Below are 14,185 nucleotides of genomic sequence, written 5' to 3'. Positions count from 1 at the left end.
AATCCCGCGTAAAAACGTCGGTTTTAGGGTCCCCCACGCCGCCCCCTACTCTTAGGGATGCCGCGAGCGTCTCGCTAACCGTCAAGGTTCAACACGACCTTGATGGCTGTGAGGGTTCTTCGCTATTTGCAGGTGCATTTCATCGCCCGATCATTCCAGATGTTTCGGCAATCCGGTCGATATCACTCGTACCGCCAATGATCTTTCGCGCGATCGCCCGTGTTGTACGAGTGACGAAAGAGGGTGCGGCGTACTCAAGTGAACCTGGTCATGCGACGCAACCGAGACAAACAAGTAGCCACGCAAGCTGCGGCATCCCCCCTTTGCCAAGCCAGCGATCGTCTTAAATCCTCGTGGCGTAAATCCCGCCGTGCCGCTCTACTCGCCGTGCTGCTCGGAGCGACCTCCATCACCAGTGTCGGTTGTAGTGTGATGGATCGAATCAAGGATGGACCGCACGATACCAAAGCGTCGTATCATGATGACGCCGCGATGCGAATCGAGTACCCCGAAGTCCAGCAATGTGCGACGGCTCCCGCCGAAGCCGCACAACAAGCCACCGAACCTCTGGCTCTGGAAGACCCGTCCCAGGTTCCGTCGTTTGAATTGACACTTGAGCAAGCCATTCAGTTAGCGGTTCAACAAAGCCCGGTGCTACGATCGATCGGCGGCACCGTGGTCTCGAATCCGCAGGGGACTAGCACGACGTTTGACCCCGCATTGGCACATGCCAATCCACTCTCGGGTACCGAAGCGGCCTTGTCCGCGTTCGACGCTCAATTCTCGCAACAACTTTTCTGGAGCAATGTCGACCAGCCCCAGAACGTTGCGATCAATCCCGTCATTGCCGCTTTCACCCCAACGACGTTGCAGGAATCGCACGGCACGTACATCGCCGAATTGTCCAAACAAACCGCACAAGGTGCTCGTTTTGCGTTGCGGCACAACGTCGACTACAACCACAGCAACCGGCCTAACCGAGCGTTTCGCAGTGACTTTGTTGGCTTCCTCGAAGCGGAATATCGTCAACCGTTGATGCAGGGTGCGGGGACGACGTTCAACCGCATCGCCGGCCCCAACTCCGGCATCGGTCAATACAACGGTGTCTTGATCGCACGGGTCAACGAAGACGTCGCATTGGCCGACTTCGAGGCTGCGGTTCTCAACTTGGTTGCCGATGTCGAACAAGCCTATTGGGATTTGTCGCTGGGCTATCGGGTCCTCGAAGCGAACGTCAAAGGACGTGATGCGGCGCTACAAACATTCCAGTATCAACAAGTACGACTCGAAGCCGGTGCAGGGCGAAGCGACGAAGAAGCCCAAGCCCAATCTCAGTACTACCAATTCCGAGCTCAAGTCGAGTCATCTCTCGGCGGCCCCGAAGGGTTGTACGCCCGTGAGCAACGACTTCGTTATCTGATCGGACTGCCCGCCACCGACGGACGTTTGCTAAAACCAACCACGACACCGACGGACGTTCGCGTCGTCTTCGATTGGGAAAGTGCACTGGGACAAGCGCTCAGTCGCCGCGTCGAAATTCGCCGCCAACGTTTCAACACCAAGCGTCGTGAAATGGAACTCACGGCAGCTCGTCTGAACCGACGTCCGCGTCTCGACTTCCTCGGCAAATACCGTTTTCGTGGATTGGGTGATAAACTGATTGGCGATGGTGACAATGGGGAATTTGATAACCTGTACGGCGATATCACCGGCGGCAATTTCCAAGAATGGCAAGCCGGTGTGGAAATGGACTTTCCCGTGGGCTTGAGAGCCGCCAGTGTGGCGGTCGCCCATGCGACGTTGAACTTGCGTCGCGAGCGAGCGGTGCTTGCGGAAACCGAACTGCGGGTCAGTCACGATCTCTCGGACGCCGCTCGTCAAATCATGTTGACGCACCAGTTGCTCGAAACCAACTACAACCGTTATCTGGCGGACCAACGTCAAGTCGATGTGCTGCGTCGTCGTTACCGCGACGGAACCGACAACATCAACTTCTTGTTGCAAGCCCAACGCCAAGTCGTAACGAGCGAGGCCGAGTTCTATCGCTCGCTTACCAACTACAACCTAGCGATCCGAGACTTCCATCGCCAAAAAGGTTCGTTGTTGGCTTACAACCAAGTCCAACTTGCCGAAGGTCAATGGGCGGCGGGAGCTTACCAGGATGCCTACGAAACCGGACGTCACTTGACTCCTCGTCGCAATCCCGGCAACGTCAGCGTTCCCGCACCGCTGACAACCGGCCCGTTTGATCCCTCGGCACCACAGGCCGAGTCGTTCATCACCGCCCCGGCGACGGACGCGATGTTAGAATCGAATCCGCCTAGCCACCCCGCCGCGAAACCGACGGAACCCGCAGCCGAATAGCGTCTCATCCCTACGCTTTTCCGTTTGCAATCACACCAGCCCCGACGAACCTTGGCGTTCGCCGGGGCTGGTGTGCGTTTGGATCCTGCGTTGCAGTCAACGCTTCGCAATCACCCGTTTTCCCAGCTCACATGCGATGTTGCTTGCGTAAACTTTCACAAGCAGAATGACGCTAAAAGTTTGACTTCACACCTTCGCACGCGTTACGTTGAACCCAAGCACCCTCGACTTGAACCCCCTTCTGGTGTTCGTCACTCTTCTCACTCTACGGGCTTGGTTATGATTCATATGAAGACTGCAAGTGACATCATGCGTCGCAATCTAGTGACGCTGACACCGAACTGCGATGTAATGGAAAGTGTCGCACGTCTGTTAAAAGAGAATATATCCGGGGCTCCCGTCGTTGATGCCGGCGGCAACTATGTCGGCGTGTTCAGCGAAAAATGTTGCATGAACGCATTAACCGAACCAGTCGAAGCCGCCCACTCCGATGGTATCCATTTGATCCGAGTTCGCGAGTTCATGATGTGTCACTTGGTGACGCTCGATCCCGCCATCGATGTCTTTGAAGCGATCGATCATCTGCTCAGCCGTCGCATCTCCGGTGCACCCGTGGTCGACAAAAATGAACAATACCTCGGTATCTTTTCAGAAAAGACCGCGATGCGTGTCTTGATCGGCGCCCTGCACGACCAAATGCCGGGGACGAACGTTCATCAATACATGAATATCGATCGCAATCGGCTGATTGATGAAGATGATTCGCTTTTGGATGTGGCTCACAAATTCCAAGAAACCCCCTATCGCCGTCTGCCGGTACTCCGCGGCGAGAAGCTGATTGGGCAGGTGAGTCGGCGTGACGTGCTGCGGGCCGAGTATCGCTTGGCATGTGAGGTCGTAACGCGAGCGAGAGAGAATCGCGGCAGCCATACGTTGCGAAAGGCTGCGGCGCGGCGAAAGATTGGCCCCTACATGGACCAAGCCGCACTCACCGCATCTCCGAGCACCGATATGCTCGGCATTGCCCAAATGTTTCTCAATTCTCCGTACCGCCGCTTGCCGATCGTCGATAATGGAAAACTGGTCGGACAAATCAGCCGTCGGGACCTGCTGGAAGTCGCCGCCGCAATCCTACGCCCCAAACCTAAACGCCGCGGCGCCGAGACCCTCTACCTGAGCCTTGTCTCGAGCACGGCTCCTGAATCGATTCGTCCCTAAACGCTCCTGCGGATAGGCCGGGGGTCTGCGATTCTGCAACCGCCCCAGCATCGCGTTTGCCCCAACCGTAGCTGCGTTCGCAAGAACGCGATCCATCGTCGGGCGACACGAAGACGGCCCGGAGCACATAAGAAAATCGCAACTTCAAAATGCCTGAGCGAGGGAAAGTTAATCTTGACCCTGTCCCTCGCTAACTGTCCCTCGCTAACTGTCCCTCGCTAACTGTCTCTCGCAAACCGTCCCTCGCTAATACAACGAGTTGTGATTGGCTGGGGAAAACGGCAACGGTACAAGCATCACTTGCCGTTTAAACGCTCACGCGCTTCACGCACTTTCGCAACGACCGTGTCGCGGCTTTGGCCCACGCAAGTCAGATGCCCCATTTTGCGACCGACCTTGGCCTCGGCTTTTCCATACAGATGCAATTCAACGCCGTCCACTGCCAACGCTTGATCCCACGCTGGCGACGCGCCATCGGGGCCCCAAACATCGCCCAATAGGTTCGCCATCGCCGCCGCGTTGCTTACCAGCTCGGTATTGCCCAGCGGTAGTCCACAAACCGCGCGAACATGTTGTTCGAACTGGCTTGTATGACATGCCTCGATCGTCAAGTGCCCCGAATTGTGCGGTCGAGGTGCGACTTCGTTGATCAACACACTCTCAACACCGTCCTCATCCGAGCTGACGAACATCTCCACGCACAACAATCCCACCACGTCGAGCGTCTCCGCTGCGGTCGTTGCGATCTGCAACGCCCGCTGACGAACCGACTCGGACAAGGTTGCCGGCACCATTGTAATGTCGAGAATATGATTGACGTGATCGTTCTCGAACACAGGAAAGGTCGAAGTGCTACCGTCGACCGTTCTCGCCACCATCACCGACACCTCGCGATCAAACCGGATCAGTTTTTCGGCAACCCATTCGTCGCAGTTCGACCAATCCACGTTGGCGGCATCCTCGAGCGATTCCAAACGATGCTGGCCTTTGCCGTCGTAGCCGCTACGCGTGGTTTTCAGAATCAGTGGCAAGCCCACGATCGCGACCGCTTCGGCAAGCGATGCGGCATCGACCACGCGTGCAAACGGTGCCACCGGAAGCCCCGCGTTTTGTAAACTCGTTTTCTCACGCAGTCGATCTTGCGCCGTTGCCAGCACTTCGGACGACGGATAGGTCGGGGCGTAGGTCTTGCATTTGGCGATCGTTTGGGCAGGAATGTTTTCGAACTCCAACGTGATCACATCACACTGTGTCGCAAACGCTTCGATCGCGGTCATGTCATCCAATCGCCCCACCACACAGCGTTGGGCGACCTGCGCGGCGGGTTCATTCTCGTCGCCACAAAACACGACCACGTGATAGCCCAATTGTGCTGCGGCGATCGCGAACATGCGGCCGAGTTGGCCGCCGCCGACCATCCCGATGGTCCCGCCCGGCAAGATCACGCCGGTGCTAGATTTTTCATTTGTAGTTGTGTCACTCACGTTCGTCTCAAAGCTCCGCTGATTCGAGCACGGCGGCGGTTTGTTCTTCAACGAACTGCGCCAAACGTGCGGCCAATCCGGGATCCGATAACGCTAAGATTCGTGCTGCCATGATCCCCGCATTTTTTGCCCCCGCGGCGCCGATCGACATCGTCGCCACCGGAATACCGCCAGGCATCTGCACGATCGACAGCAACGAATCCAGTCCTTGCAGGGCGCGGCTTTGCACCGGTACCCCGATCACGGGCAGGTTCGTTTCCGAGGCTACCATGCCAGGCAAATGGGCGGCCCCGCCGGCGCCGGCGATGATCACCTTCAAACCGCGGCTCGCGGCGCTTGTCGCATAACGGACCATCCGAGCCGGCGTGCGATGGGCCGACACCACCAAACGCTCGCTCGGAATGGCTAACTGGTCCAAGATCTCTGCTGCCGCTTTCATGGTTTCCCAATCATTGCGACTGCCCATGATCACGCCAACCAAAGCCTCGGTCGGCTCAAATTCATTTTCGTTCATCAAGCACTTCGATTCGTAAAGATGTTTCTGCGGGGCAACAGGCAGCCAGCCCGTCGATCCGCAATTAGACTCGTTTTCAGATACCGTCTTCAATCACACGTCAATGACTTCCAAGTTGGCAAAGGCCAGCCGAAAGTGATGCTCGCCATCATCAAAGCGGACCGTCGCAGTCCGTTTCGGACCTCGCCCAGTAATCGAGATCACCGTGCCTTCGCCGTATTCGATGTGCCGCACTTGAGTTCCCTCGCGATACGCGGTCACCGGAGTCATCCCGCCGTTAAGCATGTCGGCGGCCGTCTTCAGCCCTGGGACGCTTGCCGGTTTTCGTTTCTTGACTTGCACAATTTCGGCCAACTCCGACTCGGGCAATTGACATGCTTCGTCAAAAAACGGGGCCGCGGTCTCGTGCACTTCTCCCGCGTCGCCATTCCCAGTGTCGCCATTCCCCGTGTCCCCGTTCATAACGATGTCATCACTCTCGTCCGCCAGATCCCAGGACTCGGGATATTGGTTGTCGGCATCGGGATCTTCGTCAAACCAATCCCGATCGACAACGCTTTCCACTTTCCGTAGCTCGTCCAATGGCAACTCGTTCAGAAACGGGCTCGGAACCGCTGGCCGAGTATCCCCACGCACCGTCCGTCGCTTGCAAATGCTCAATTGCAACCGCTGCATCGCGCGGGTGATCCCGACAAAAAACAGTCGCCGTTCCTCTTCGAACCCCGCATCGGTATCCATCGAACGCGAATGCGGCAACAAACCTTGCTCCACGCCGACGATATAGACGCAGGGAAACTCTAACCCCTTCGCGGCGTGCAACGTCATCAACGTCACCCGGTCATCCGAATCTTCGAACGCATCGGTATCCGCGACCAACGCGACCTGTTCCAAGAACGCTTCGAGTGTCCCGTCCTCGGGATGTTGACGGTCGAATTCGACCGCCGCCGAAATGAACTCGTCCACGTTCGCGATCGCACTACTGTCTTGTTGATCGACCGTCGATTTTTCGAGAAACGCTTCGTACTTGGTTTCTTCAACCAGGTAACGCAGCAAATCTTCGAGCGTGGCTGACGCCTTCTTGCTCAACCGGTCGTAGATCTCCACAAAGCGGGTCACAAAGGTTGCCGAACGTTTCGCGATCCCTTCGACCTGGTAAACGTTTCGAGCCGCCTCCAACATCGGCACTTGGTTGACGTCGGCGTAACGCCGCAATCGCTCGATCGTTTTCGCACCGATGCCACGCGTGGGCACGTTCACGACGCGATGGAAGGCAACATCGTGGCTGGGGTTGTTGATCAGGTGCAAATAGGCCAACAAGTCCTTGATTTCTTTTCGCTGATAAAACTCCACCCCGTTAATGATTTGGTAGGGCAGCCCGCGGCTGCGCATCGAATGCTCCAACGATCGCGTCAATGCGTTCATGCGACACAGGATCGCAAAATCGCGAGGCCGCATCCCTTCGGCACGGATCGCATTGGTAATTTCGTCGGCGATTCCATCCGCTTCCTGGTAACCATCCTCGAAGATCCTCAGTACGACGGCGTCCCCTTCCTGGTTGTGCGTGTACAGATCCTTTTGTTTTCGTTGACGGTTGTGGCGAATCAATTGGTCCGCCACACGCAGGATATTCGGCGTGCTGCGATAGTTCTGTTCCAAGCGAACCGTTTTGACCGCCGGGTAATCCTTTTCGAAATCGAGAATGTTGTTCAAATCCGCTCCCCGCCAACCGTAGATCGATTGGTCCGGGTCGCCGGTCACCGCCAAGTTTGCGTTGTCGATCGACAATCCTCGCACGATCGCATACTGAGCCAAGTTCGTGTCCTGGTACTCGTCGACCAAGATATAGCGAAAACGGGCATCCAGATCGCTGCGCAGCTCCGGATTGTTTCGCAACATGATTGCCACATGAAAAAGCAAATCATCAAAGTCGACCGCGTTGGCCGTCAATAACTGCTGTTGATAGATGGGGTAAACCTTTGCGGCGACCACGTCCCCGGTGCGGCTTGAACCCGAGGCCATCATCTCGGGAGTGACCAAGCGATTCTTTGCGTTGCTAATTGTCGACGCGATCTGCTCGGGCGAGGTATGGCTGATCGAGACCTCGGCGGCCTGGATCGCCCGCTTCATCGCCTGTTTCGAATCCGAGCTGTCGTAAATCGAATAGTTCTCTGACAATCCGGCCAACGGCGCGTAGCGACGCAGCAATTGAGCACAAAATCGGTGGAACGTGCCCATCCAAACCGGCTTGCCCGGGGCCAGCTCGCCGACGCGATTCCGCATCTCATCAGCCGCCTTGTTGGTAAACGTGACCGCCGCGATTTGTGACGGCGAAACCCCCTGGGCGATCATGTAGGCGATGCGGTGCGTGACCACGCGAGTCTTTCCCGAGCCAGGGCCCGCCAAAATCAACAGCGGACCATCGATATGCGTGACCGCTTGAACTTGCGACTCAGTGAGTCCTTTCAAGATGGCGTCCATGTCAGAAATCTCGCGGTGGAAAAGCGTAAAACGTGAGGAGAGCGTGCGAAAAAGGAACCGAATTCAGGCGACCGAAACGGCGAAAGCCCGAGGATTTTTCCCGTGTCGCCTATGATACCGAATCAAGCGGAAAACGTTACCCACCGCCCCCGAACTCACGATCGGTCGCCGCCACCGCGGGATGTCCCATGGTGACATAAAGCAAACCGCAAATCGGCCCCGTTTTCGTCGAAATCGTGTGGAAATCACCGCCACATTTCGACGAGGCAGCCACGCAGGGCAAGTCGGCTGATTGGGATTGTCGGCGAGTCAGGAAAATCAGAGCAGGACAGCAGTGTTTTGAAAAATGACATAGGGTTCAGACCGTAGCTGCGTTCGCAAGCACGCGGCCCACCGTCGGCGACACTGGCTAGATCAAAAGTGAAAAGGCACTAGCCGCCGCGAAATGGCGACGTTCTTTCCGCAGCTCCGCTATTGCTTCGGCTGCGAGCCCATTCCGGACCAGGGGGCAAAATACCCAAACGCCATAACCGAACGCCGGCTTTGGGGGGGAAATCGCGATCGGACGGGGGGAGAGATTGGTGAGTGGCGGGGGAGTCGAGTGAAGACCGCGTCGAGGTGCTCGTCCGCCGAACCGGTCGGGGCTATTCGGTCGGGGCGAACCGGTCGGGGCTATTCGCAGCAAGCGTGGCGGCTAGGATCTAGGCGTTGTCCGCAAGGCTCGCCCCGTCCGCTTGGAATTATCCTTACAATAGGGCTGGCTGAGTGTGAATCGACAACCTCTCGCAATGGAATTGACACAACAATGGCTGGAAAGAATGTTTTAGGTGGCGAGCTTGCTGCCTGCAGCACCGACCCGATGACGGGATTTTATCGTGACGGCTGCTGCAACACGGGAGGCTCCGACACGGGCTTACACGTGGTCTGTGCACAGATGACGGCAGATTTTTTGGAATTTAGCCGATCTCGGGGTAATGATTTGAGCACTCCCAATCCGATGTTTCAATTTCCGGGCTTAAAGCCGGGAGATCGTTGGTGTCTGTGTGCGGCGCGATGGAAAGAAGCCTACGACGCGGGCAAGGCCCCGGCGGTGGTGTTAGAAGCGTGTCATATCAGCACGTTGGAGTTTGCTTCGTTGGAAGAGCTTCAAGAGCACGCGATCTCAGCAGAAAAATGATTTCAGATAGGGCTTGCAGCGACGGGCTCGATTGCTAGAATCCCTGACATCTGACGAGGACACACCTTCGGGGCGTGTCTCGCAGACTTGGGCACCCCTAGCTCAATTGGATAGAGCATCGGTCTACGGAACCGAAGGTTAGAGGTTCGAATCCTCTGGGGTGTATTCTTGCGTGCTTCTACAACCATAAGCACCGATCAAACGCCCGGTTTTGCCGGGCTTTTTTTGTGTCTTGATCGGCGTAGGGGATTCCTGCTGCCCTCGGGATTGTCCCTCACGTTGCCCCTCCGAACCAGATTGCTCCTCGGGCGGGGGCGGTCCTTGAGTTTTCGCTGGGATCGCTAAGGGCGTTGGACGCTCCAAGCCTGTTGCCTCTGCATAGTCCGCCTCAGTCGTCTGGAGGTAGTGCGTCTCGGCGATCGCCCCAGAGTGCCCAAACCAATCATTTAGCACATGGTTCGCAAACCGCCCGGTTCGTTCGAGCTCGGTTCGGCGACTGGCCCGCAGCGCCATAAACGGCTTGGGGAACACGGCAACGCCAGCCCGCTCAACAATCTTGTTGAACGTCGTCCGTAGGTTGGATTCGGAATCTCTGTAACGCTGGATCACATAGGCATCTACCGCACAGTTGATGCCTGGCTGAGCAATAGTTGCTAGATCTTCAAGCTCCGCCAGCAGTTCAGGCCATAAGGGCACGATGCGTTGCCCCTTCCCATATCGCTCGGTTTTGGGGGCCGTCACTTTGAACCGGCCGCGGTCCCATTGAATGTCGCTCCATCGCAATCGCAGCACCTCGGACGGACAGCGGAGTCCACCGTATCGGGCTAGCGCGTAGAGCGTTCTCCATTCCTGATCAGGGCAAGCTTCCAAGATTGCTACGGCGGAAATCTCATCGATGAACCGATTCTTTGATGTGTCGCTCCGCAGGTCGATCTTTATCCCCTTGAACGGGTTCGATTCAATCAAACGATCGTCAATCGCTTGCTTCGTCATCTGCCGGCATCGCTTGATGTGTTGGCCAGCCGTATTAGGCGACAAGCCTGGGCCATTCTCGGCGTCCATCATCCACCGATGCCATCGCTCCGCCTCGCCCTTGGTCATGGCCGCCAACGGAATGTCACGCTTCAAGAACGTCTCAAGGTGGTCAACCGACTGTTTGTAGTTCTCCGGTTTCTTCCAGTCCGTCCGGCTTTTAACGTAAGCCCGCATGTAGCCAAGCATGTCGCGAGGCAGCTCGGATCGTTGCCGTGCTTCGCATAACCCCAACTTCGAAAGGCGATCATGAATGTCGGTATCGATCGACTCTAGCCAATCGAGAGCAGGCCCCAGCGGTGATCGTTGCCGTTTGCGTTGTAGCACCAAATGCTCAACGTGCCGCTTGGCCTCGGTCGCCCCCGCTTCATCAAGATCACTCAATCCGATTGCCTTGCGGCGTTTGTCTAGAAGAATTCGCAACCGGTAGTGGTCGCGTCCGCCTTTATTAACATGCTCCAATGCAGCCATCTCGTGTCATCTCCCACGATCATCCAAAAGAAGAAAAAAGCAACGGCGGGCCGGCGGATGAAAACCGGTTTTCGGGATGCATGCCCTAGCCGTTGTGCTGGTTCGTCTAGCAAGCCAAAGGCCCGCTCGTATTTCGGTTAGTGTTTGGCCGAAATCGGAATTTCTCGCGCACGCGAGAAATGTAGCAATCACTTTTGCGTCGTGGCCAAACCAAAATTCGCTGTACTCACAGGCATATATCCCGGGCCTAGGGGGCGCATCGTGGACATGTTGGTATCTCAGCCGGATCCATTTCATCCATTGCCAAGAGTCGCTCTGCGTCGTTGTCCGCCGGCATTGCCCACGCTAGCCTGCGAGTGTTCGTCGGTCTCTGTGCTTGCGGCGATGGTCATCGTGACACCTCCCGCGATCGAAACATGGTGTACTTGCCGACGAGCTCAACGGGGAACGAGCCCTCTGAGTCGTTTCTCATTTTCGCGACGATCAGCAGATAGTCTGCCGAACCCTCCTTGGTCTGATGGAGCATGATCACACCATCTGCATCTTGCTCGATCGCCCCGCTGTCTCGTAGGTCCGACAGTCTCGGAAGTCTTGCCTTGCCACCCGCTTCACCGCCTCGATTCAGTTGCGATAAGACAATCACGACGATGCCAAGCTCGCGGGCAAGCTGCTTGAACGCCTTCGAGTTGGCTGTGACGAATTCGTAGTCTGTTTGTCGTGGCGATGACTTGGCCATGATCTGCAGGTAGTCCACCGCCAGCACTTCGATGCCCCACTTTGCTTTGGCCAATCGGGCTTGCGCTGAAATGGCCTCAATCGTTGCTGCTTTGCCTTTCGGCGCGGCGATGTGTAGCACGCTGTGCTGTGTGTCGGTGACAGTCGCGCGCAGCCGATCGAGGTCATCGGTATCCAAGGGGCAGCGACCGGTGTCGTCCACCTCTAGTAGTCGTCCGTCGATCTTCGCACGCTCTGAGAGGACTCGCGATGCAAACTCATGAGGCTCCATCTCCAGCGAAACGCACAGAGCAGCCCTGCCGCTGTCATCGAGCGCGTTGAGGATTTGCTTCAGCAGTGCCGACTTGCCTCGCCCCGGTCTAGCGGCAATCACGTAGGACCCACCACACCGCAGTCCTCCATACGACTCATCCAGGCAAGGTATGCCAGTCGGGACCAGTCGACCAAGCTCTGATGCCTCTGGGTTCTCGATCAGCTGCAGCCGCTGCAATGCCGCCTCGTACAGGCTCATCGTGTCCGTGGTCGTCGATGCGTAGGCTACCACATCGTCGATCTTGGCTCGGATGATGTTGGCCACCTTGATCGGATCGTCGGCCGCCTCAATGTCATCGGGAAATTGCTTGGCGATTGCCTTGAGTTGTCGGCTTACCGAGTGCCGACGGACGTCCAGGGCGTAGGCTGTCGCGTTAGCCGGCACCTCGTTATCCACGTATCGTTTGGCGAATGATTTTGGGCCGCCAAGAGCCTCCATCAGCCCTGTCTCTCGGACGTGAGACAATAGCCGTCGGATGTCGTCCGTCGACTCATTGGCGTCGGCCATTGCCGTGACGATCCCCCACAGCCGACGATGGTGATAGCTCGCGAGGTCATTGGCATCGACGATTGCGGATACCTCTTGGATCGTATCGGGATCAGAGATCATGGCAGCCAGTAGGCACTGCTCGGTCTCTGCTACATGGTCATGGTCACTCATTGTCGGTTCTCGCGTGTCGTGGTGGTGGTGTCGGTGGTGTCCTCTGCTCGTGGTCGCCCGCTTGTCCTCTTTGCTTGTCCGGTCGGAACAATCCCTTCCACTGATTAGCCGTACTGTTTTCGAGCGACGAAATCGCGACAGCCTCACCCCATCCGAGTAACTTCCTCAGCGCTACTTTGGCGGCAGTAGGTGTCATCGGCTTCTTCTCTTCTCGCCTCATATCGCAGAAGTCGATCCATGCCTCTCGGAACGCGTCAGAGCTAAATGGCAGATCCATTTTCGCAGGATCAAAAGTAGGCTCAGGCTTCTTCTTAGGCATAGGCATAGGACTAGGTATGGAGGGCGCCGCTTTCGCTGCGCTATGCCTGCGATTTCCCTGCGCTAGACGCAGTGAATCCTGGTCCGTTGCCTTCGCTTTCACTGCGCTAGGCGCAGTGAATCCTGTTACGTAGTAGACCCCTGGATTACGCTTTGCCCCCCTTTCGTAGACGAGCAGCCCCTCAGCCTCGCACCTTTTTCTGGCGCGAATCAACGCATGCTCTGATGCTAGGCCACATCTCCGGGCAAGCTGGTCATTGTAAAAGTTAGGAGGTCGGCTGTATCGCAGCTCATCCTCCATCGCCACGACTGCCACGAGGACAGCGAACCCATTAACACCGATCTCGTGTGATATTCCGGACTCGCTAATCCACCGGATGTAGCGCATTGCGTAGTAGGGCGGACGCTCTGGGTAGTCGCTCATGCCTCACCCCCAGTCAGTCGTGTATAGACCACGGCGGCTAGGCTGTGATCGTGCCCAGTTGGGACCGTGTTGTAGCGGTGCAGTCGTTTGGCAAAGTGCTCAGCTCGGGTGCCCTCTACGTGTAGCAAGCCTTCATCGTCGCCCCAAACATTCGAACATTGGGCCATCGCACAAAGCACGTGATACGTGACGCCCAAACGAATGTCCTCGATGTGGTCGATCTCGTCGGAAGAATAGCCTTGTTCGGTCAGTAGCTGCCGTCGGCGGCGATGCAGTGCCTGGCGTATCGCGAGACGATCAGATGCCTCCATTTCGGCTATATGAAGGGCGATTTCACGCACGCGTCCTGCGATCCTGACCGAGCTTGGTCCATTTTTGGATTTGGCTCGGTCAGATCGTCCGCTATGATTTGTGGGTACTCGCCTGCCAGAGCGATCTTTGTGGGGGCGACGGTCGACTAACATGGGCTGTCGCTCCCATTTTCGTTGGCTGCCGCCAATGCCGCGACAACGGCGGCCGGCTGGTACAGTCGTCGTCGGCCGAGCAGTACGCTGGGGATTTCTCCCGCAGCCCGTAGTCTGTCCACGGTGGGACGAGATACGCCCAGCAGGTCGGCCATACGGTCTCCGTCCACGAGCCTGGGCTCATGGGACTCGGATAGCAGGGGACGCATTGCAGCTACCACGTCCGCCACAATAGCCGCGCGGTCCTCGGGACTGACGCTGGCAGTGATAGATAGATCAGCCACGGGGCACCTCCGTCGACTCGGGGGTGGTTGCCTCTAGCTCGATGCGCTCAAGCTCACGTGCAGTGCTAATCAGTAGCTCTAGCCGCTTTGCCTCCGCAACGATGACCCTAAGTTTGGATCGGAGCGTCTGCTCGCTGGGGATCGATACGATATCGCATCCGGTTTTCTGATTTTTTGCCATCGGTGTCCTCCATCTGTGGCGTTATGGGGGAATGCTATGGCAGGCGAGTTATCAGAATCTTCCCACGG

The 14,185-nt window shown here is 57.0% G+C and carries 10 protein-coding genes and 1 tRNA gene; 4 read left to right on the top strand and 7 right to left on the bottom strand.

The window, feature by feature from the left end; genetic code table 11:
* Positions 1–270 precede the first annotated feature (270 nt).
* Together Pla52o_RS05630 and Pla52o_RS05625 are read left to right on the top strand one after the other, a co-directional pair.
* Entirely contained in the window at positions 271–2,364 is a 2,094-nt protein-coding gene (locus Pla52o_RS05630; RefSeq protein ID WP_146593638.1) for a TolC family protein, read from the top strand.
* Between the two features lie 309 nt (positions 2,365–2,673).
* The gene (locus tag Pla52o_RS05625; RefSeq protein WP_197169025.1) at positions 2,674–3,582 is read left to right on the top strand and encodes a CBS domain-containing protein; all 909 of its coding nucleotides are present in this window, start codon (positions 2,674–2,676) and stop codon (positions 3,580–3,582) included.
* A gap of 296 nt (positions 3,583–3,878) precedes the next feature.
* On the opposite strand, the gene Pla52o_RS05620 is transcribed toward Pla52o_RS05625, so the two are convergent.
* The 3 genes from Pla52o_RS05620 to Pla52o_RS05610 all read right to left on the bottom strand — a co-directional run bounded on the left by Pla52o_RS05620 (position 3,879) and on the right by Pla52o_RS05610 (position 8,058).
* The gene (locus Pla52o_RS05620) at positions 3,879–5,066 is read right to left on the bottom strand and encodes a 5-(carboxyamino)imidazole ribonucleotide synthase (RefSeq protein ID WP_261343336.1); all 1,188 of its coding nucleotides are present in this window, start codon (positions 5,064–5,066) and stop codon (positions 3,879–3,881) included.
* A 7-nt stretch (positions 5,067–5,073) separates the two neighbouring features.
* Complete coding sequence (gene purE / locus Pla52o_RS05615) at positions 5,074–5,580, bottom strand: 5-(carboxyamino)imidazole ribonucleotide mutase (RefSeq protein WP_146593636.1); 507 nt, start codon at positions 5,578–5,580, stop codon at positions 5,074–5,076.
* A 93-nt stretch (positions 5,581–5,673) separates the two neighbouring features.
* The gene (locus tag Pla52o_RS05610) at positions 5,674–8,058 is read right to left on the bottom strand and encodes an ATP-dependent helicase (protein ID WP_146593635.1); all 2,385 of its coding nucleotides are present in this window, start codon (positions 8,056–8,058) and stop codon (positions 5,674–5,676) included.
* Between the two features lie 805 nt (positions 8,059–8,863).
* Here Pla52o_RS05610 and Pla52o_RS05605 point away from each other — a divergent pair.
* Positions 8,864–9,235: a DUF2237 family protein gene (locus Pla52o_RS05605; protein WP_146593634.1), complete on the top strand. Its 372-nt coding sequence runs from the start codon at positions 8,864–8,866 to the stop codon at positions 9,233–9,235.
* Between the two features lie 91 nt (positions 9,236–9,326).
* A tRNA-Arg gene (locus Pla52o_RS05600) sits at positions 9,327–9,400 on the top strand.
* Here the strand turns inward: Pla52o_RS05600 and Pla52o_RS05595 are convergent.
* The 4 genes from Pla52o_RS05595 to Pla52o_RS05580 form a co-directional block, all read right to left on the bottom strand.
* On the bottom strand, positions 9,374–10,738 hold the full coding sequence (locus tag Pla52o_RS05595; protein ID WP_146593633.1) for a tyrosine-type recombinase/integrase: 1,365 nt from the start codon (positions 10,736–10,738) through the stop codon (positions 9,374–9,376). The two genes, Pla52o_RS05600 and Pla52o_RS05595, sit on opposite strands and share 27 nt — an antisense overlap.
* A gap of 388 nt (positions 10,739–11,126) precedes the next feature.
* Positions 11,127–12,446: a replicative DNA helicase gene (locus Pla52o_RS05590; RefSeq protein WP_146593632.1), complete on the bottom strand. Its 1,320-nt coding sequence runs from the start codon at positions 12,444–12,446 to the stop codon at positions 11,127–11,129.
* A 738-nt stretch (positions 12,447–13,184) separates the two neighbouring features.
* Positions 13,185–13,499: a hypothetical protein gene (locus Pla52o_RS05585; protein ID WP_146593631.1), complete on the bottom strand. Its 315-nt coding sequence runs from the start codon at positions 13,497–13,499 to the stop codon at positions 13,185–13,187.
* 146 nt (positions 13,500–13,645) lie between these two features.
* The gene (locus Pla52o_RS05580) at positions 13,646–13,936 is read right to left on the bottom strand and encodes a helix-turn-helix domain-containing protein (protein ID WP_231612125.1); all 291 of its coding nucleotides are present in this window, start codon (positions 13,934–13,936) and stop codon (positions 13,646–13,648) included.
* Positions 13,937–14,185 lie beyond the last annotated feature (249 nt).

The sequence above is a fragment of the Novipirellula galeiformis genome, from assembly GCF_007860095.1.
Classification (GTDB): Bacteria; Planctomycetota; Planctomycetia; order Pirellulales; family Pirellulaceae; genus Novipirellula; species Novipirellula galeiformis.
The sequence above is the reverse complement of the archived record's forward strand: the minus strand, read 5'-3'. Positions and strand labels throughout refer to the sequence as shown.